We start from the raw sequence: 20329 nt of genomic DNA, 5'->3' as shown, positions 1-20329 counted from the left end.
CAATGAAGATCCTGCACACTGTCGAATCCTACCCTCCTGCTGTCGGGGGCATGCCTGAGGTGGTGCGCCAGCTTTCCGAACGCTTGGTGGGTTTAGGCCATGCCGTGACAGTCGCCACAGGACGTCACGCCAGCCGCGAAGGGACGACCCGCAATGGTGTCACCATCGCCGAGTTCAACGTCTCCGGCAGCCTCGTGCGCGGCCTACAGGGGGAGGTCGCGACCTATCGTGAGTTCGTGATCGGCGGCGATTTCGACATCGTCACCAATTTCGCAGCCCAGCAGTGGGCCACCGACGCCCTGCTGCCGGTGCTGGATAAAATCCCGGTCCCCAAGGTTTTCGTACCGACCGGCTTCTCCTACCTGCACGACGCGCGTTACCTCGAATACTATCGCGCCATGCCTGACTGGCTGCGGCAGTATGACATGAACATCTTCCTCTCGGACCGCTACCACGACGTCGATTTTGCCCGTAGCCACCACATCGACAACCGGGTGCTGATCCCAAACGGCGCTGCCGCCGACGAATTCCTGCCCGCACCACAGGTGGATATCCGGACCGAACTTGGCATTCCTCGCGAACACGCCCTGATCCTGCATGTCGGTGCCCACACTGGGCTGAAGGGGCACGCCGAGGCGATCGGTATTTTCGGCAAAAGCCGCCTGCGCCATGCCACGCTACTGCTGGTCGGTAGTGACAAAGGCACGGGAACCGGCTGCATTGATGAGTGCCGCAGGTCGGGTTGGCACGCACGGCTCAACCCGCTCTGGCGTATCACCGACCGACGGCTTCAACTTCGCGTCCTGGACCGGGCCGCGACAATCAACGCATTTAAGGCCGCGGATCTGCTGCTCTTCCCGTCGCGGATTGAATGCTCGCCCGTGGTCTTGTTTGAGGCGTTGGCGGCGCGAACGCCGTTTCTGACCACCGACGTCGGCAACGCCGCCGAGATCATCGAATGGTCGCAGGGCGGCGTGCTGCTCCCCACGCGCCCTGATGAAGACGGTTTCCGACGTGCCGATATCAGCGGCTCGGCCTTGCAGCTCGAATCTTTGTGGTACGACCCAGCGCGCCGGCAACGTCTTGGCGAGTCCGGCTTTGCCGCCTGGCGGGAGCGGTTCACCTGGGAGAGAATCGCCCTGCGCTACGAGGAGCTGTACAGAGCACTTCTCCAGGGGCGGACACGGGAGGGGGGACAATGAAGATTCTCGTCGTCATCGGTACCCGCCCCGAGGCCATCAAGATGGCTCCAGTGATCAAAGAGATTGTATCCCGGCCCGGCTTTGCCTGCCGGGTCTGCACCACCGGGCAACACCAGGAAATGCTGCAGCAGGTCTTGCAAGTGTTCGACATTGTCCCGGACAATGCCCTGGACCTGATGCAGCCAGATCAGTCGCTCTCCGCGCTGACCGCCTCGGTGCTGAACGCCCTCGATCGGGTACTTCTGGAGAACACTCCCGATCTGGTGCTGGTCCAAGGCGACACGACCTCGGTCTTGGCGGCGGCACTGGCAGCTCGGCACCGTCACATCCGGGTCGGCCATGTTGAGGCGGGGTTGAGGACTTGGGACTGCGAGAACCCTTTTCCGGAAGAGATTAACCGCCAGTTGGTCACCCGCCTGAGCGCGCTGCACTTCGCGCCGACCTGGCAATCCGCCGACAACCTGCTCAGGGAGGGGATCGAACCAACGAGCATTCACGTCACCGGCAACCCGGTGATCGACGCCCTGCACGTCATTCTGGCGCAGTCGCCCCCGCCCTGCTTTGACGAACTGCTCGAAGCGGACCGGCGGCTGATCCTGATCACCGCCCACCGGCGCGAGAACTTCGGCCACCCGCTTGAGGAGATTTGCAATGCCGTGGCGGAACTGGCCCGCCGTCACCCTGATCTGCAGTTCGTCTATCCTGTACACCTCAACCCGAATGTCCAGAAGACGGTAAAGAGTATTCTCCACGAGCGACCGGGGGTAAAATTGCTTCCCCCGGTCGATTATGTCACACTTGTCCATCTCGTGCGGCGCAGCACGCTGATTCTGACTGATTCAGGGGGAATCCAAGAGGAGGCGCCCAGTCTCGGCGTGCCGGTACTGGTGCTGCGCGAAACCACCGAACGCCCTGAAGGGGTGGCGGCAGGGACGGCCCGCTTGGTCGGCACCGACCGCGCGAACATCATCGTGCAGGTGGAGAGCCTTCTGCACGATGCGCAGGCCTTGCGCGCGATCCGCGCCATTCCCAACCCGTACGGTGACGGCTGCGCCGCCCGGCGCATCGTCGATGTACTGGCCGGGATGACGACGTCAGAAGCGGGGGAGGGGCTGAGCTCCGGCAATGGAACGACGACTGGCGACCTGGCACCGTACATTGCTGGACCTGAAGGATCTAAGCGAATATGAGACGCTGGGCCGTGACCGATCTGCGCTGGGCGAACTGGCGCGACATGGAACTGCCGCTTTGGCGGCAGTGGAACAGTCGAAACCCGCTACCGCCGAACTTCTGGCAGCGGATCTGGGAGTACCCCTATCTGGTCAGCCGGGTTCCCGCAGCGACCCACTGTCTCGATGTCGGCGGCACCTATCCGTTCGTGCTGTTCAAGAGTTTCCCCGCAGCCTGTTCGGTTGACTGCCGGGACCTGAACCGCCTCGATCACCCTTTGCATCACCAGAAGTGGCCTGATGGACGACTGATCATCAGCGACGCCACGGCGATCCCGCTGGAGGACGACGCCTTCCCCTACACCTTCAGCATCTCCGCCATAGAGGAGATGCCCGACCCGATTGCGGTGCTGCGCGAGATGCTGCGTCTTGCCCGCCACCGTGTCGTTGTCACCATGGATGTCAGCGAGAATCTAGGCCTGTCCCGCACTCAGACCCGCGAGTTGGAGCAGTTCTTGGGAGTCACCATTCCCAGCCTGCCGAATGACAGCCTGACCTCGGTTGATCCCCAACTGGCCCGCTTCGGGCAGCGACAGACTGACGTGTACCGCCACATCCGCGTGCTAGGCATGACCTTGGATGCGCGTGACGAACCGAAAAGTATGGCCATCCTGCTTCCGCACTGGGAGAGCTGGACCTTTCTGCGGCCTTGTCTGGAAAGGATGCAAGCCCGGCGTAATAAGAATCTTGACGAACGCATCTATGTGCTGGACGATGCCAGTGGTGACGGCAGTTACGAGAAGGCCCGCGCATACTTTGCCGGTGACGAGAGGATCATCTTCAACAGGTTCGAGCGTCCAAATAAAAATCATGATGCCGATGTGGGATTATTGCTCGATTACGGCCTTGATTTGGTGCAGGAGCAATACGTAGCTATGACCGATGCCGATGCCATGCCGTTGATTGATGAATGGCTCTCCTTCCCGATCTGGCTGATTGAGAAATACGGTTGCAGTTCGGTCGGTCTCGACACGGGGCTGTCCACCGGTTATGCACGTCGCGATACAGCCCGGAACTGGTGGCAACCGGCCACAGGTTACACTCCGTCTGCTGGTCTTTACGATAATGAGTCGTTCACCTGCACCAACAACCTTTACCGAGTCATGCCGACCGCTCTGGCACGGGTGGCTTCTGAACAAATCGGCTTCACTCGGGCGACCCCCGGGGGTGAAATGCCAATTGGCGACCGCCTGCGGCGGCGACTCCGCCGGATGCGGGGTCTTCCTGAGCCGAATCCGCGCCATCCCTACCTGCCCGGAGGATGCGACAATGGGGTAGCGGCTAACCATTTCCTGGACATCAACCACATGGGGCCCAAGTTTAACCTCCCCCTGACCAGCTACATCGGCTTGACTCCGAAAGACGGGGCTTTCGGCCAGAACATCTGCGGCCTGCTATTCCACTTCGCCTTGAGTACTCGGGCACTTTCCCGTGAACGGCGTGAGGTCTGCGACCCCGGCGGCAGTTTTAACTACTGGGTAGATCAACTGCAAAGGGCGGCGGATGGGGATTCCCAAGTCATCAACGATATGATTGCTGCCAGCAGCCGGTTTCAGCCGGGCGGTTATGACCGATCGGTACCTAAGGCCTGGTACGAAAAGGAGTTCGAGATTATTCAGAAACTGCTGCAGCAGTTTCGCGATGAACAGAGGGAAACGGTGTGACAACATTTCTGTACAGACTAATGGCAGCGCATCGGGGGCGGTTATGATCATTGTCCGACTGATGGGCGGACTTGGCAACCAGATGTTCCAATACGCTGCGGCCAGGCGATTGGCATTGCAGCACGATGCCGAACTGGCCTTTGACTCCGGATATTTCGCTCAGGCGCCACCGGAGGATACGCCGCGCCGTTATGAGCTCGGCCATCTAGGGATTCGCGCTCGGTTCGCCGGCCCCGACGAGGTCGCTGAGCTGAGCGGCCGCTGCCGCGACTGCTGGCAAAGGATGCGGCTGCACCTGCGACGGTTGTCTGGTTTCTCCCATTACCGATCACACATTGTCAAAGAGCGGACGGGGCGGTTCGACCCAGAGGTGCTGACCCTCCCGGATAATGTCTACCTGCAGGGATACTGGCACTCAGAACGTTACTTCAACGATCAGGCCGAGATCATCCGGCGGGAACTGGCCGTCCGCACTCCGCTGGTTGGCCAGAATCTTGAGCTATCCAAACATATCGGGCGTGTCGATGCAGTGGCTGTCCATGTCCGCCGAGGTGATTACGCCACCAGCGGCAAGACCAGAGCCTTCCACGGACTCCTCTCGCCTTCTTACTATGCCAACGCAATGTCTGCGCTTCGTGCCCAGGTCACAGACCCGCACATTTTCGTTTTTTCAGACGATTCTGAGTGGGTTGCCAACCACCTGCGGCTGGATGTTCCGACCACATACGTAAATCATAACCCTCCCGATCGGGGCCACCTCGATATGCAACTCATGAGTCTCTGTCGACATGCCATCATTGCCAACAGCTCGTTCAGTTGGTGGGGGGCCTGGCTTATTGACAATCCCGATAAGGTCGTAGTCGCCCCGCAACGTTGGTTCGCAGAGCCTGACCGGCAGACGGCGGACCTCCTTCCGGCTGGCTGGCTGCAGGTTGCCAATGACTGAGCAGAAGTCGCAGGCGCCGGTGCGCGTGACAGTCCTGATGCCGGTCTACCAAGGCGCGGCTCATCTGGATGCCGCTCTCGACAGCATCCTTGACCAGACCTTCGCCAATTTCGAGCTGCTTGTGGTTGACGACGGCTCCACCGACGATAGCACCACCCGGGTTACGGCCCGCAGGGACGAGCGTATCCGACTGCTTCGGCAGCCGTACAATCTCGGGCTGGTGGCGGCTCTCAATCGGGGTCTCGATGAGGCGCGCGGTGAATACGTCGCCCGCATGGACGCCGATGACATTAGCCTGCCGCAACGCCTGGAAAAACAACTGGCCTTCATGGATGCCAATCCGGATGTGGGTATCTGCGGGACTTGGATGGAGGCGTTCTCTCAGGAATCGAAAATCCAGTGGCAGTCACCGGGAACTCATGACGAGATCCTGTGCCGTTTGCTTTTTGAATCGGTGCTTTACCATCCGACCGTTATGTTACGCAAAGCGCTGGTCGATAAATATGGCCTGCGATATAACAAGCATTATCCTTATGCAGAGGACTACGAACTCTGGAGCCGCTGTGCCCGGTTATTCAGGACAGCGAATATGGGGGAGGTGCTGCTCCGCTACCGGATTCATGGCGAGAGCATCGGTGGTCGCAGACGGCAGGAAAAGCTTGCGACCGCAAGCAGGGTACGAAAGCGATCGTTGGAAGAATTGGGCCTGACTCCAAGTGTCGATGAAATGGCCATCCATGATACTCTAGCGCTTTGGGATACGCAAACCGACCGGAAGTTCCTCGAGCGGGTTCATGCCTGGTTATTGCGTTTGCAGGCAGCCAATCAGAAGCAGGCGATCTATACCGAACCTGCGTTTAGTGCTATGCTGGCCCAACGTTGGTTCTATACCTGTGAGCAGTCGATCACCCTTGGTGCGGTGGCTTATCGTGCCTGGCATAATTCCCCGTTTAAACAAGTTTATCGCGCCCCATGGCAGCAACGGTTGCAGTTCTGGCGTCGATGTTTGCTGGGAGCTAGATGATGTCAGCGACAACGCCGATGAATCCTGCATGCCGTTATAAGGTTGCAATCGCAGCGCCATCAGCGCCCCCCGCCCGGATTGGTGGGGTGGCCAGCGCCCACTATAACCTTTATAGTGCACTGGCAGGGGTTGGCTGTCTTGCAACTCTGTTGACATATAACGAGCCTGAACAGCGTCCGGACGAACCGGGCATCATCCGTGCCGGGGCGTCGGCGAGGATGAGGTCACTACTCGGTCTGGGTGTCACGGCTTATCTGAGGTTGCACGGTTCGCGGCAGATCGCCTACCAACTAAATGACATCATCGGCTCGATCCCCGGTGCCCTGCGGATGAAGCGGCATCTCCGACACATTGATCCCGATATTCTGATTATCCCCGATCGCGGAGCTCCCGGGCTGTGCCTTCCCAAAGCCTGGGCAACTGTAATCCAGGTTGTCCACCATGTGCCGATGCGTTTTGTTGCGGAGCCGTCTTTTGGAGCCTTCTGTAAAGTTGATGCGGTCAAAGCCACGGCCCTCGAGCAGAAGGCCTTGAAGACTGTTGACCTTGTTGTCTGCCCGTCGGACTACATCCGTAAAATCTTTCGGGAGGTTTATCGATTCGAAGGGGAAGCTGTAGTCATTCCCAATGCAGTCGATGTCGCCCTGATCCAGTCTATCGAAGTAAACGATGTTCGCCGACATTTACGGCTTGCTCCGGAGGCTCCGGTAGTATACATCCCTTCCGCTGGCAGTCCCTTGAAAGGGTCAGGCTTTATACCGGAGATCATCCGTTCCCTCGCCAGTGATTTCGCTGGTCCGATTGGATTTTACCTGTCCGGGAATATCGATGCCAAGCTTGTATCGGAACTGGAAAGAGTTCCCGAACATGCACGAATTTATATGCCCGGCCAGACCAGTCATTGCGAGACGATCGCTTTGCTTAAATCCTGCTCTTTCGGGGTATCGCCGACGCTGATCGAAAATTTTAGCATGGCGCTCCTGGAAGCCGGTTGCTGCGGGGTGCCGATGGTCACGTTTGATGTCGGTGGTAATCGCGAACTTATTGCAGACGGCCTGAGCGGCTTTCTGGTACAATGTCAGGATTTGAGGAGTCTTCTGTGGCGATCCAGCAGTTTGCTCCAGCGGGGTCTGTGTGAGCGCATGCAAGCATCCACAATGCAACATGTGACACAACATTTCAGCACGGAAGTGATCGCTAAGCAGTATCTGATCCTATTTGATTCCGTAACCAGAATCACCGGTGAGTCGTGACAGGTATGGATCTATCCATCGAAAGAGTATTTCAGGTACTTGATCTGGCAGTGTCGGATTTGCAGGAACACCCGATTGATCTCCTGAACATTGGCGATCATGACGGTGAGCGGGCATACTTGGAGAATGCGCGCCCTTCTTATCGCAGAACATTGCTCGATGTGACCAAGGTATGCGCAAGAGAAAAGACTCAAAACCGGCCTATACGAGTTCTGGAAATCGGCGCATTTCTCGGTGTGGTCAGTTTCTCTCTTGCACGGCTCGGCATGCAGGTGACGGCCTTGGATATTCCTGAATTTATGACGAACGAGCGCTTGCAGGAGCGTTACCGTCAATTTGCCATCGGACCGGTCGCCTTCAATCTGAAGGACTATGAGCTCCCCTTCGATTCTGGCAGCTTTGATGTTGTGATTATGTGCGAAACCCTCGAGCATCTGAACTTTAATCCGCTGCCGGTGATTGCCGAGATCAACCGCGTTTTGCACACTGATGGACACCTGTATCTGGCTTTGCCGAACCTGGTTTCGTTGCCCAACCGGATTAATTTGCTGCGCGGGCGATCAATCCACAATCCAATTTCGGATTTTGCCGTTCAGCTCTCTGCTCGGGCGAACATGATCGTTGGTCTTCACTGGCGGGAATATACCCGGAGCGAACTTCTGGAGATGCTTTCGATGACTGGTTTCAAATGCATCAGTCACGTCTACGAAATGCCTGTCAGGGCTAGCCGCCTTGCCTCATTGTTATATCGCTTGTTTCCGACCTTGCGCCCGGGGCAAAACCTGTTGGCAAAAAAATGGCAGAGCACACGATGTCTTTTCTCTACACAGAGACGACCATGGCCTGATGGTGGGATGATGGAATGACTTTGCCCCAACTGCAGACCCCGATCGTGCTGATAATTTTTAACCGCCCAGAGACCACCATGCGGGTTTTCGACGCGGTCCGCCAAGTCCGCCCGGAGCGTTTACTGGTCATAGCCGATGGGCCGCGTCCCGATCGCCCGGGAGAGGCGGCCCTTTGCGAGCAGGCAAGAGCGATTCTAAATACGATTGACTGGCCCTGCCAAGTGGATACCAATTATGCGGCCGCCAATATGGGCTGCGGGCACCGGGTCTCGAGCGGTCTGGACTGGGTCTTCAGCCTGGTCGAAGAAGCGATTATCCTCGAAGATGATTGTCTGCCGGCTCCTACTTTCTTCCCGTTTTGTGTGGAACTGCTCAACCATTATCGCGAAGAACCACGGATTGCTCAGATCAGCGGATCAAACTTTCAGTTTGGTCGCAAGCGAGGAGAAGATAGTTATTTTTTCTCACGCTTCAATCATGTGTGGGGATGGGCCACATGGCGCAGGGCATGGTTGATGAATGACAACGCCATGGGGGACTGGCCTGTTTGGCGTGCCGAGGGGAAGCTGGCGAGCGTTCTGCCGGGTCAGGCGGAAGTCCGGTACTGGACGGATGTCCTTGACAAAGTCGCGGCCGGGGAGATTGACAGCTGGGCCTGTCAGTGGACTCTGGCCTGCTGGAGTCACGGCTTGCTGACTGTTTTGCCGAATTTTAATCTTATCTCAAATATTGGTTTCGGCCCCGCCGCCACACACACAACGGAAGAGAGCCGCTTTGCCGAGATCCCAACTTCGGAGATGCTGTTCCCACTCAACCATCCTGCGGACATTCAGGTTAATAGACAAGCTGATGCCTTCACAGGGCGTATTATGTTCAGAAAGCTCACATTCTTCCGCAAGCTGATGATTGTGTTTCGAGGTCTTGGATAATGCATTGTCCGATCTGTAATGCCGAAACTGAGGACTTTGGCAGCATGCAGGTTCTCGGCCGTCATTGGGCAGTCTATAGGCATTGTCCGCAGTGTGCATTCATTTACGTAAACGAGCCTTGCTGGCTTGAAGAAGCTTATGCGAGACCGATTACCTGTAGTGACGTCGGCATGGTGGATCGCAACCTCCGGTTCGCAAAAACCACACGAGTAGTGATTGAATGTTTGTTTGGCCGGAACGGCCGATTCCTCGACTTTGGCGGCGGGTCGGGTCTCTTCACCCGCCTGATGAGGGATGCAGGTTACGAATTCTTCTGGTATGACCGGCATTGCCAAAACCTTTACGCTGACGGATTTGCCGCAGATCTCAATAGTGGCGAACGATATGAACTCCTGACAGCAGCCGAAGTCTTTGAACATTTTCCGGATCCACTTGCAAGCGTGCGGAAGATGGCCGAACTTTCTCGCAATATCCTATTTACTACTCAGCTCCTTCCAGACCCGCCCCCGCCACTTGGCACGTGGTGGTACTATGGCGCAGAACATGGCCAGCATATTTCGTTTTTTACTCGAAAAACCTTGCAGATCATTGCCGATAAACTGGATTTGCATTATGCCACCAACGGTCACAACCTCCATTTGTTCAGCGCGAGACCGGTCTCAGATACCACGTTTAAAATACTTATCTGCATTCCTGTTGTATCCCTGCTAGGCTTTATTTTTCGTCGCCGTTCGTTGCTCCCGCAAGACTTTCAGACCAGCGGTGGTAAGGGAGAGTGATGATGCGGGTCGCTCTAAACCTGCTTGGCTATACTCCAGGGCGCGGAGGGGTCGAAACCTACTTGGTCAACCTGTTTCGAGCTCTGCAGGAGGTGGATACGCACAATGAATATCTGGTGCTATGTGATCCTATGGCCGCAGCCGGTTTCCGCTCTTCTCTCCCCAACTTCAAACTGCAACTGCACGCCATTGAGAAACCGAGCCTAAACTGGTTTCTGCGCGGCTTGGGACGACATCTTGGAGGTTTTGATCTGCTGACCCGGCATTTACAAGGGCTGCCTGTGGATGTCATGCACCATCCCCTGACGACCCTGAATCCCCAAGGATTGCCATACCCTGCCGTATTGACATTCCACGATATGCAGCATGAATTCTTTCCCATGCTGTTCTCCACCATGGAACTCAATCGCCGGCATAGAGAATACCGCGCCTCCGTCGAGCAGGCCCAGGCTGTCATTGCCATCTCGCAGCATGTCAAGGATAGCCTTGTTGAACGTTATGACGCTTCTGCCGAAAAAATCCATGTAGTCCATCACGGCTGTTCCAGCCGGTTCGAGCGGATCGGTGATCCGGAACGCTTGGCTGTTGTGGTTGAGAAATACTCACTCCAGCGGCCATTTATGATTTTTCCGGCCGCGACCTGGGCACACAAGAATCACCTCCTACTCCTTAACGCGGTATATATCATGGTTCAGCAGAGTCGTTTCGATGGTGAACTTATACTGACCGGTGTGCCCATGGATTTCCATGGCCAAGTTTTAAGCGAAATTCTCCGATTGGGTTTGGAACGGCAGGTGCGTTGGCTTGGCTATGTCCCGGATGAAGACTTACCGTGTATGTACAGCCTGGCCAGGCTCATGGTATTTCCGTCCTTGTTTGAAGGCTTCGGTTTGCCGGTGATTGAGGCAATGGGATGTGGCTGCCCTGTTGCGGTGGCCCGGGCCACCGCCTTGCCTGAAATCGCCGGCGAGGCCGCGTTCTATTTTGATCCCTATTCTGCAGAGGATATTGCAGCTACCTTGCTTGAAGTCTGGGGGGATGAGGCGCAACGGAACCATATGGCTATATCGGGTTTGCAGCGTGCCAGTGATTTCAGTTGGTATAACGCGGCTCGAAAGACCATTGATATTTATCAGAGGGTATATAAGGGTAAGTAGATTAATGTCGCGATGGTATTCTCGATATTTCCGAATACAAAATCCTCAAAAGCAAATTTGGGGAGGAGGGAATTGATTATCCTTGCCTGTAAAAATGGACAGCTTGGCAATCGCCTGGCTTATTTGAGAGCATTTATGGCCATTTCGCTCGAATACAATATCCCAATTGTTAATTTGACATTCGATGAATATGCTGAATCTTTCGAGGGCTCCAACGGAAATGCTCTTTGCGGATGTCCGGGAATACTTCTTCCTCGGATTGTTAATAGAATTTCCTATGTGATTCTTAATGCCCTGGAACCGTTCCTGAAAAAAATCGGAGTCTATTTTGGCCTTAAGGTGGCCCAGCCAGACGAGCGCGGATGTTTCTCTTTTCTCGATGAAGCACTCCGGCAAGAAATAAAAAAACACTCCGTCCTCTTTTATGCTGGGTGGCCTGTAGTAAATTCGCAGGTTTTGGAACGGCATGCGGATACGATAAGGGATTATTTCTCTCTCATCAAGGGTAAAGCTCACGTGGTTGAGGATTTTGTTTCGGCCGCACGGGAGAAATGTGATTTTTTGGTCGGGATTCATATCCGGCAGGGTGATTACAGGATTTGGCAAAACGGAAAGTTTTTTTTTGAAACCCATCGTTATTTAGAACTTATGAGGAAAATAAGGCAAAATCATCTAGGGAAGAAGATCTTATTCATAATCTGCAGCAATGAATCACAGGATTGGGACCGTTTCGGTGAGTTTGAGTATCTGAGAGGTCATGGCGGCGAAGTTGAAGATATGTATATTCTTGCGCGATGCGATGAAATATATGGACCACAAAGCTCTTTTTCTGGTTGGGCCTCTTTTTATGGCAAGACTCGTCTTTTCTGGGTTAAAAATCCTGAGACCTTCGATGTGGTTGAAGTATAAAGTATTAGTGTATTTTCCATGTAGTGATATCGCCACCTTACCGCAAGCAGGATTAAAGGAATTTTTGTGTCGATTAAAACCGGTCTGCTCAAGTTAGTTGATAACTTTTTCGGTCGATTTCTGACTTCTTGTCTTCCGCCACCGAACAGTCTTATTCCAGGCAGTCTGTCTTCGATCCTGTTAATCCGTCCCGGGGGTATCGGCGACGCCCTGCTCCTGTCTATGACTGTTGCCGCCCTGCATAAGTATTTTAGGGACGCCACCATTGATGTGCTTGCGGAAAAGCGAAACGCCAGAGCATTTGCCCTGATGCCCGGCATTCGTGAAGTTTTCACTTACGACGATCCCTCTGACCTTTGTACTATCCTACGCCGCCGGTACGATATCGCTGTAGATACGGAACAATGGCATCGCTTATCCGCTGTAGTCTGCCGTCTTGTACGCTCGTCAATAAAGGTCGGTTTTGATACCAATGAGCGACGCCGTATGTTCACGCACCCGATCCCATATCTGCCAGATCAATTTGAGTCGGAAAGTTTCTTTAATCTACTTGGGCCTCTTGGGATTGCAGATGATTTTTTAACGAACAACGACCTTCTTATAGTGCCGGAGGCTGCTCAGCAGAAGGTAGCCTCAATTCTTAGTGATATTAAGCAATTACCGCTTTTGGCACTTTTCCCTGCTGCCAGTATTCAAGAAAAACGTTGGGATCCCAGGAAATTCCGGGAGTTTGTCTGGTGGTGTAATGAAAACGAATTACAGGTGGTGATATTGGGAGGGAAGCATGATCGGGCTTTGGGTGAATATGTTGCCGCCAGAAATGCCTTAAATCTAGCGGGGCTGACCAGTCTTGAAGAATCAGCAGCTGTAATGGAGAAGGCGGCAATTGTTGTCAGTGGCGATTCAGGGATGCTGCACTTAGCTTTTTGTCTGGATCGACCCACTGTATCTATCTTCGGTCCCAGTAATGATATTAAATGGGCACCTCGTGGAAGCAAACATATCATTGTAAAACGTGGATTATCTTGCTCCCCATGCAGCAGGTTCGGAAATACGCCGAAATGTCTCAAGGGAGTGCAATGTCTTCAGGAGATTTCAGTCGAAGAGGTAATCGCTGCCACTGAAGCTCTCCTAGCGCGCAATATGCAAGGAAATAGATTCTGATGTTCCTGTATTTTTTACTGGTTTCCTTTCTATTCGGGAGCATCATCGGCTCCTTCCTCAACGTCTGCATCTACCGCATCCCGGCCGGCGAGTCGATCGTCCATCCTCCTTCGCGCTGCCCTGCCTGCGCGGCGACCATCCGCTGGTATCAGAATATTCCCATCTTCAGCTACATTCTGCTGCGGGGCAGATGCGCCGGATGCAAGGTTCGGATCTCCCCACGCTACCCGATGGTGGAAGCCCTGACAGGACTGCTCTTCGCCCTGATCGTCTATCGTTTCGGACCGCAGCACTTCGTGCCGGTTCTGTGGCTCTTCGCCGCCGCCCTGGTGGTCATCACCTTCATCGATCTCGATCATCAGATCATCCCCGACGTCATCAGCCTGCCCGGCATCATCATCGGCTTTCTATGCTCCTTCCTCATCCCCTGGGTCTCCTGGACCGATTCTCTCCTCGGCATCCTTCTCGGAGGAGGCAGTCTCTTTGCCGTCGCCGCAGGTTATGAGCTGCTGACCAAAAAAGAAGGGATGGGCGGGGGGGACATCAAGCTTCTGGCCATGCTGGGGGCGTTTCTCGGATGGAAGGCCGTTTTGCCGACCATCTTCATCAGCTCCCTCCTGGGATCGCTGGTCGGTATTCCGCTGATGATGATAAAAAAGGCCGACCGCAGGCTCGCCATTCCCTTCGGCCCTTTTCTGGTGACGGGAGCAATGGTCTATCTTCTCTGGGGACCTGCACTGATCCACTGGTATCTGTCTCTTTTCCGATGATCATTTCCGATTTTTCGCGAAAATAAAATCTTTTGGCATCTCTATATATTGGGGGGTGGCTTTTATTTATTCCACTATATGATGTGATCTTTCCTTTCTTTAAGAATTATAAGAGCTTATGCTCCTATAATTAGTTGACACATCATTTAATTTACATATAATTAGGTCTAATTTCCCTTAATATTAAATATTGGAATGTGAAATGGAACAGAACAGGGTCAGGAAAATCCGTGAATCCCTTTTGATGAGCAAGGCGGAACTGGCCCGCAAGGCGGGCATCTCACCTCTTACGGTTGATCGCATCGAGAAGGGGGCAGCCTGTCGTCTGGCGACCATGCGCAAGATAATTCTTGCTCTCGGCCTGGACCTGGAGGACCGCGAGAAAGTCTTTCCGGAGCAGGGTGAGTAAATGGTACGTCCCTTGCTGGTATGACGGGACACCTTGCCGCACATTCCTTTTTGTCAACGCTCCAGGCAGGATTTCATAGATGCTATTTAAGACGAAAAAAGACATCATCGGCATCGACATCGGATCGAGTTCGGCCAAGCTGGTTCAGCTGCGGGAGGCGAAAGGGGTTTACCATCTGGTAAATCTCGGCCTGGCCCCTCTGCCCCCTGAGGCCATTGTCGACAATGCCATTATGGATTCGAGTTCGGTCGTCGAGGTGGTCATTGGCTTGGTGAAAAGCCTGAAGGTAAAGACGCAAAATGTCGCCACCTCCATCTCCGGTCATTCAGTGATCATCCGCAAGATTCTGCTTCCCATCATGACCGAGGAGGAAATGGAGGCGTCCATTCAGTGGGAAGCCGAACAGTACATTCCATTCGAGATTTCCGAGGTCAATCTCGACTTTCAGATCCTCGGTCCCGACGTCAACGATCCTTCCCAGATGAATGTCATCCTGGTGGCCGCGAAGAAGGATTTCGTCAACGATTATGTGGCGGTGTTCAAGGAATCCGGCCTAAACCCTCAGGTCATGGATGTCGACTGCTTCGCTCTGGAGAACGCGTTCGAGATCAATTACGGCTTTGAAACCGAGGAGAATGTCGCCTTGATCAACATGGGGGCGAGCGCCATGAATATCAATATTCTCAAAGGCGGAGAATCGGTCTTCACCCGAGATATCCAGGTCGGCGGAAACATGTTCAACGAGGAAATTCAGAAACGACTCGGTTTAGGGAGCGAGGATGCCGAAGCGGTCAAGCTGGGTTTAGAGATTGAAGATGTCGACCACGCTTCCGTCACGGAAGTCATCACGGACGCTGCCGAAACCCTGGCCCAGGAAGTGCAGCGGTCTCTTGATTTCTTTTCCGCGACCTCCGCGGATGAAAAGGTCCAGAAACTCTACCTTGCCGGCGGGGTTTCCAAAACGCCGCAGGTGCAGGCTGCCCTTGAACGTCGGTTGGGCATGTCGGTGGAGGTGCTCGACCCCTTCCGTCAAGTCGTGGTGAATGAAAAGGAGTTCGACCCGGAATACATCCGCTCCGTCGGCCCCCTCTTTCCCGTCGCGGTCGGACTTGCAATGAGGAGGATGGGCGACAAATGATTCGTATCAATCTTTTGCCCGTAAAGGCCGCCCAGAAGAAGGAGATGCTGCGAGGGCAGTTGATCATCCTTCTGGTAGCTGTTGTTGTGGTTCTGGCCGGCTGCATAGGCGTCTATGCTTCCCTTCTTGGCAAGATAGACGATGAGAAAGTGGAAATTGCTAAAATCGAAGCCGAAATCAACACTCTCAAGAAAAAAATAGGGGAAGTGGGGCGCATCAAGAAACTGCAGAAAGAGCTGCAAGGGAAACTCGATGTGCTCGGCAAGATCAAAGAAGGACAAACGGGTCCGGTTCACCTGCTGGATGAATTAAGGAATGCTTTGCCGGACAAATTATGGATAACTACTTTCAAGGAATCGGGGGGGAATATTTCTCTCCAAGGTGTAGGATTGAATGAACCGGCGGTTGCGCAATTTTTACAAAATCTCGAATCCTCCCCGTATTATCAGAACGTCGAGCTTAAAGTGATTGAGCAAATTTCCGCTTCAGGTAGTAAATTGCAGCGCTTTGATGTGACCTGTAGTGTACAAACGCCTCCTAAAGAGGATGCAAATCAATAATATAGGGCGTTGAAATATGAATCCTCGTATTGAAAAAATTCTAAAGTTTCCCGCCTATCAGCGTATTATAATCCTGGTTGCGTTTTTACTTGTTATCGTCGGTGGTTTCGTTTATCTGCTTTATTTGCCTAAACTGGAAGAGCATCACAACTTACAGGACCAGCGTGCAGCGCTCCAGGCAAAGCTCCAACAGGACCAGCGCATTGCCAACGATCTGCCAAAATTCCAGGCAGAATACAAAAAAATGCAAGAACAGCTAGCGCAAACCCTCTCCGAACTTCCGAATGAGAAAGAAATTCCTTCGCTGTTGACCAGCATCTCTTCTCTGGCCAAGGACAACGGATTGGATGTTCTTCGTTTCAGACCAGGGGGAGAAGTAAAAAAGGGGTTTTATGCAGAAGTGCCTGTTTCTCTTCAACTGGTCGGTTCCTATCATGATGTAGCTTTGTTTTTTCAGGCAGTGAGTGATTTATCCAGGATCGTTAACATCAATAATCTGAGTATGGGCAGCCCGAAAACCGTCGGAGGACAGACGATCCTTTCGATTGACTGTTTGGCTACGACTTTCCGCTTCCTTGAAGGCTCCTAGGAATGCAAAGGAAAGGGAAATTTCCGATAATGAAACGCACTTTACCTTTCTTCGCCGTCCTTCTGTCGATGCTTTTATGCGCTGGTTGTGGTGAAGAGATACCGGAGACCTCTCCTGTTCCTCCTCCGACCAAGAAGGCTATATCCTCTCCCCAGAAACCGGTGGAGAATTCTGCGCCCTCTGAAAAGATTTCTGAACCAGCGCCTCCGAGATACAGATACGATCCGACGGGACGCGATCCTTTTGAATCTCTGCTCAACGTAAAACAACCTATATTGCCGGAGCGAGCACTTACACCTCTTCAGAAATTCGATATCGGCCAATTGAGGCTGATTGGCGTGATCATAGGCAAAGGGGAGCCAAGAGCCATGGTAGTGGCCCCCGATGGTAAATCGTATATCCTGAAAAAAGGTATCAAGGTTGGCAAAAACGATGGAACCGTTATCGGAGTAACTCGAGATGCCGTCGTCGTTCAGGAACGTTATATTGATTTTTCTGGAGAGGTCAGGACTGTTGTCCAGGAAATCATGCTTCCTAAGAGGGAAGGAGTTGAATAAGATGTGTTTTTTTCTCAAGCAGTGTGGAGGGCGGCTGTTGGCCTTTAGATTGAGTTCTTTGCTGCTGCTTTTGGTTTTATCTTCCTCCCAAGGTTATGCTCAGCAGGAGCAAAATCGAATCCTGTCCATTTCAGTGGACGCGGAAACTGCCCGAAGGACCGTGGATATCCATTCTCAGGACCCCGTGGGGTACCGCTACACCGTTTACGATTCCCTGGACCCAGTTCGGATCGTCCTCGACTTTCCCGGGATGGATGTTTCGGAACTGGACGACTCCATTCAGGTCGATGCCCCGCCTCTTCAGGAGATTCGAGTCTCATCCCTTGATCTGACCTCGGGAAAGTTGGGTCGAATCGAGTTGCTGCTGGCCAAGGTGGCGGACTACGATATCCGCTTGGAGGGAAATCATTTTCAGGTTGTTCTGGCTTCCGATTCGCCTCTTGTTGAAAACAGTAGAACCGCTCCCCCGCAGGACACAGATCTGTCTTCAGGGAAGGCCCTGGTAAAACCGGCTCCCGAATCTGCCACTGTATCTCCGGCTCCTCTCGCCTCCGCCGGACGGATTGAATCCGTCGATATGCGGGAAGGTGGTGCTTCTCTGTTGGCGGACGGGCCGATCAAAAGCCATCGCTACTTCAATCTCGGGGCACCTCCCCGCCTTGTAGTCGATGTGTATGGGGTGGAACCGGTTTTTAAGGAGCGGGCTTTCAGCCCCTCGCATGGATTCAGTAAAATACGCGTCGGGACTTACAAGGATAAGACCCGATTCGTGTTTGACGCCGAAAATGAAGAACTGCCGGACTATGCGGTGAATGAGGAAGGAAATTCGATTGTCGTTTCCTGGGGAGGAAATGCCGGCAAGGCGTCCATGCCTCCTTCTCCTCCGCCCGGCGTACCGATGACCGTAGAAGCGGTCGATTTCCGAAGTGAGGATGGAAAGTCATTTCTTTCCGTAGAGCTTTCGAGCCCAGCTGAATTAATCGAGACGACCTCCGAGGGGGATATCGTCCGGTTCGGGGTGAAAAACGCCAACATCAGTCGGGCGCTTCGCCGTTCGATCGATGCTTCGGTTTTCCCGAGTGCCGTAAAACTGGTGACCCCTTATACGGTTCTGGCCGAGAATCGGCAGGATGTTCTATTTGCCGTCGAACTTAAAGGACCCGTTCCCTATACTCTGCGAAGAGAGGGGGACATGGTGCTTTTCGTGGTCGAGGATGGCCCGTTTGCCGAAGCCGCCCCGGCAGCCGTCGAAAAGGTATCCGTGCTTGCGCCTCCTCCGGCTCAGGCAGCAAAGCAGCCTTCCGCAGACATTAAGGCGCCGGCGGCCCCTCGGCCTGCGGTTAAAGGCGAACCGGCAGAACCTGTTCTATCCGCGGCAGGGATTGTAGAGGTTGAGAAGAAGGGAGTACCATACAGAGGTGAAAAGATAACTCTTGTTTTCGATGATGCGGATATCCGCCGCATCTTCCAGCTCATCGGCGAAGTAAGCGATCTCAACGTTCTGGTCGGAGATGAAGTCAAGGGGACCATCACTCTCCGCCTGATCGATGTCCCCTGGGATCAGGCCCTCGATCTCATCCTCGACATCAAGAATCTCGGCATGCTAAAAGAGGGGAATGTGGTTCGCATTCTTCCCAGGGACAGAATCCGGTCCATGCGACAGGCCGAGCTGACGGCGGTAAAAGAGGAGCGGGAGCTTGAACCGCTGGTGACCGAGGTCATCAGCGTCAGCTACACCGCCTTGGGCAATATTGCCGGACCCGCCGGCGAACTGTTGACGGATCGGGGAAAGATCACGCCGGACAATCGCAACAAACAACTGATCGTAACGGACATACCGTCCGTCATCGAGGAAGTCAAGAAACTGGTAGCGATTCTCGATACCCCCGAGAAGCAGGTGATGATCGAGGCCCGGATCGTCGAGGCTCGGACGAATTTCACCCGAGATCTCGGAGTCAGCTGGAATTTCAGCTATGATGACGACGGGGTGGACGATGTGAGCGACCTCTCCAATGCCGGGATCTCCGGTGGCGGAAGTTTTGTCATCAACCCCACGGTGGGAGCCGCGGGGCTCGGCAGCTCCTTCACCTTCGGGCAGTTGGGTGTCAGCAGCTCCGTTCTCGACCTGCGGTTGTCCGCTGCGGAGACGGCTGGCAACAGCAAGGTTATTTCGAAGCCGAGGGTGTCCACCTTGAACGGGGAAACCGCCGTCATCTCCCAGGGGACACAGATCCCTTATCAGTCGATCAGTGATCAGGGAACCAAGACCGAATTCGTCGATGCCACGCTCGAGTTGAACGTCACACCGATCATCAATCCCGATAATTCCATCATTCTGGAGATCAAGGCCAGCAACAATACGCCGACCACCGTAAGCGGCGCAAGCGCCCCCGGTATCGACAAGAAGGAAGCCACCACAAAGGTGCTGGTCAAAAACGGAGAAACCACCGTCATCGGCGGCATCTTCACGGAAAATGACAGCAGAAGCGAAACGGGTATTCCCTGGCTGCGGAAACTCCCCTTTATCGGTTATCTGTTCAAGTCGACAAACAGATCGAATGATCGTTCTGAATTGCTGATTTTCATCACCCCGCGTATTCTTGACTGATCATTCGAAATCGGACCGAGACGTAGAAGAGGGACAGGCTCGGGCCTGTCCCTCTTCTACTTAATTTCAGACACAGGAAGAAAGATGAAACTTCGTTATCTCACGGCCGGAGAATCCCATGGTCCCTCCCTGACCGCCATCGTAGAGGGAATGCCCGCCAACCTTTCGATCTGCGAGGAGAACATCAACATTCATCTGGGCCGCCGTCAGCAGGGGTACGGCCGGGGTGGGCGAATGAGGATCGAGCAGGATCAGGTGACCTTTCTTTCCGGGGTCCGATGGGGCAGAACGCTCGGATCTCCCATTACCCTCTCCATCCAGAACCGGGACTGGTCGAACTGGAAAGATCAGATGTCGCCCCGAGCCGAAGACCGCATGGAAGAGATCGCTGTCACCCATCCGCGCCCCGGGCACGCCGATCTCAGCGGGGTCATCAAATACCGCCAGGATGATGCCAGGAATATCCTTGAGCGCTCCAGCGCGCGTGAAACCGCCGCCAGGGTTGCCGTGGGGGGGCTCTGCATAGCTTTCCTCCGGGAACTCGGCATTCAGGTCTGCGGGTACGTGAAAGAGATCGGAGGAGTCGCGGCCCAG

The 20329-nt window shown here is 54.2% G+C and carries 20 protein-coding genes; all 20 read left to right on the top strand.

The features are described from left to right. Positions 1-2: 2 nt before the first annotated feature. Positions 3-1202, top strand: a complete 1200-nt coding sequence (locus DTF_RS25315) for a glycosyltransferase family 4 protein (RefSeq protein WP_027714733.1) — start codon at positions 3-5, stop codon at positions 1200-1202. Next, entirely contained in the window at positions 1199-2392 is a 1194-nt protein-coding gene (gene wecB, locus DTF_RS22355) for a non-hydrolyzing UDP-N-acetylglucosamine 2-epimerase (RefSeq protein ID WP_081702843.1), read from the top strand. The genes DTF_RS25315 and wecB overlap by 4 nt, the downstream gene beginning before the upstream one ends. An 11-nt stretch (positions 2393-2403) precedes the next feature. Beyond that, on the top strand, positions 2404-4095 hold the full coding sequence (locus DTF_RS0106915) for a glycosyltransferase (RefSeq protein WP_162148607.1): 1692 nt from the start codon (positions 2404-2406) through the stop codon (positions 4093-4095). 43 nt (positions 4096-4138) lie between these two features. Further along, complete coding sequence (locus tag DTF_RS0106910; RefSeq protein ID WP_027714731.1) at positions 4139-5041, top strand: alpha-1,2-fucosyltransferase; 903 nt, start codon at positions 4139-4141, stop codon at positions 5039-5041. Then, positions 5034-6065 (top strand): glycosyltransferase, encoded by a 1032-nt coding sequence (locus DTF_RS22350; RefSeq protein WP_051361071.1) that lies wholly within the window; start codon positions 5034-5036, stop codon positions 6063-6065. The genes DTF_RS0106910 and DTF_RS22350 overlap by 8 nt, the downstream gene beginning before the upstream one ends. After that, entirely contained in the window at positions 6062-7318 is a 1257-nt protein-coding gene (locus tag DTF_RS0106900; RefSeq protein WP_081702841.1) for a glycosyltransferase family 4 protein, read from the top strand. The genes DTF_RS22350 and DTF_RS0106900 overlap by 4 nt, the downstream gene beginning before the upstream one ends. A 5-nt stretch (positions 7319-7323) precedes the next feature. Further along, the gene (locus DTF_RS22345; RefSeq protein ID WP_081702840.1) at positions 7324-8184 is read left to right on the top strand and encodes a bifunctional 2-polyprenyl-6-hydroxyphenol methylase/3-demethylubiquinol 3-O-methyltransferase UbiG; all 861 of its coding nucleotides are present in this window, start codon (positions 7324-7326) and stop codon (positions 8182-8184) included. After that, positions 8181-9095 (top strand): hypothetical protein, encoded by a 915-nt coding sequence (locus tag DTF_RS0106890; RefSeq protein WP_027714729.1) that lies wholly within the window; start codon positions 8181-8183, stop codon positions 9093-9095. Before DTF_RS22345 ends, DTF_RS0106890 begins: the two co-directional genes overlap by 4 nt. A gap of 170 nt (positions 9096-9265) precedes the next feature. Then, entirely contained in the window at positions 9266-9874 is a 609-nt protein-coding gene (locus DTF_RS0106885) for a class I SAM-dependent methyltransferase (RefSeq protein WP_162148606.1), read from the top strand. Next, complete coding sequence (locus DTF_RS0106880) at positions 9874-11031, top strand: glycosyltransferase family 1 protein (RefSeq protein WP_027714727.1); 1158 nt, start codon at positions 9874-9876, stop codon at positions 11029-11031. Before DTF_RS0106885 ends, DTF_RS0106880 begins: the two co-directional genes overlap by 1 nt. Before the next feature lie 72 nt (positions 11032-11103). Further along, on the top strand, positions 11104-11940 hold the full coding sequence (locus DTF_RS0106875; RefSeq protein ID WP_027714726.1) for a hypothetical protein: 837 nt from the start codon (positions 11104-11106) through the stop codon (positions 11938-11940). 66 nt (positions 11941-12006) lie between these two features. After that, complete coding sequence (locus tag DTF_RS0106870; protein WP_051361067.1) at positions 12007-13104, top strand: glycosyltransferase family 9 protein; 1098 nt, start codon at positions 12007-12009, stop codon at positions 13102-13104. After that, complete coding sequence (locus DTF_RS0106865; protein ID WP_035056061.1) at positions 13104-13874, top strand: A24 family peptidase; 771 nt, start codon at positions 13104-13106, stop codon at positions 13872-13874. Before DTF_RS0106870 ends, DTF_RS0106865 begins: the two co-directional genes overlap by 1 nt. Before the next feature lie 202 nt (positions 13875-14076). Beyond that, positions 14077-14283: a helix-turn-helix transcriptional regulator gene (locus DTF_RS0106860; RefSeq protein WP_027714723.1), complete on the top strand. Its 207-nt coding sequence runs from the start codon at positions 14077-14079 to the stop codon at positions 14281-14283. 79 nt (positions 14284-14362) lie between these two features. Beyond that, complete coding sequence (gene pilM, locus DTF_RS0106855) at positions 14363-15421, top strand: type IV pilus biogenesis protein PilM (protein WP_027714722.1); 1059 nt, start codon at positions 14363-14365, stop codon at positions 15419-15421. Continuing rightward, entirely contained in the window at positions 15418-15981 is a 564-nt protein-coding gene (locus DTF_RS0106850) for a PilN domain-containing protein (RefSeq protein WP_027714721.1), read from the top strand. Before pilM ends, DTF_RS0106850 begins: the two co-directional genes overlap by 4 nt. A 16-nt stretch (positions 15982-15997) precedes the next feature. Continuing rightward, on the top strand, positions 15998-16570 hold the full coding sequence (locus DTF_RS0106845) for a type 4a pilus biogenesis protein PilO (RefSeq protein WP_027714720.1): 573 nt from the start codon (positions 15998-16000) through the stop codon (positions 16568-16570). 29 nt (positions 16571-16599) lie between these two features. Beyond that, complete coding sequence (locus tag DTF_RS25310; RefSeq protein WP_162148605.1) at positions 16600-17127, top strand: pilus assembly protein PilP; 528 nt, start codon at positions 16600-16602, stop codon at positions 17125-17127. 160 nt (positions 17128-17287) lie between these two features. Then, complete coding sequence (pilQ, locus tag DTF_RS22335; protein WP_162148604.1) at positions 17288-19735, top strand: type IV pilus secretin family protein; 2448 nt, start codon at positions 17288-17290, stop codon at positions 19733-19735. An 84-nt stretch (positions 19736-19819) separates the two neighbouring features. Further along, the coding region (locus tag DTF_RS27120; protein ID WP_226989206.1) for a chorismate synthase at positions 19820-20329 on the top strand (510 nt) is incomplete at its 3' end.

Origin of the sequence: Desulfuromonas sp. TF, assembly GCF_000472285.1 — a bacterium.
Classification (GTDB): Bacteria; Desulfobacterota; Desulfuromonadia; order Desulfuromonadales; family ATBO01; genus ATBO01.
This window is presented reverse-complemented; position numbering and strand designations above follow the sequence as displayed.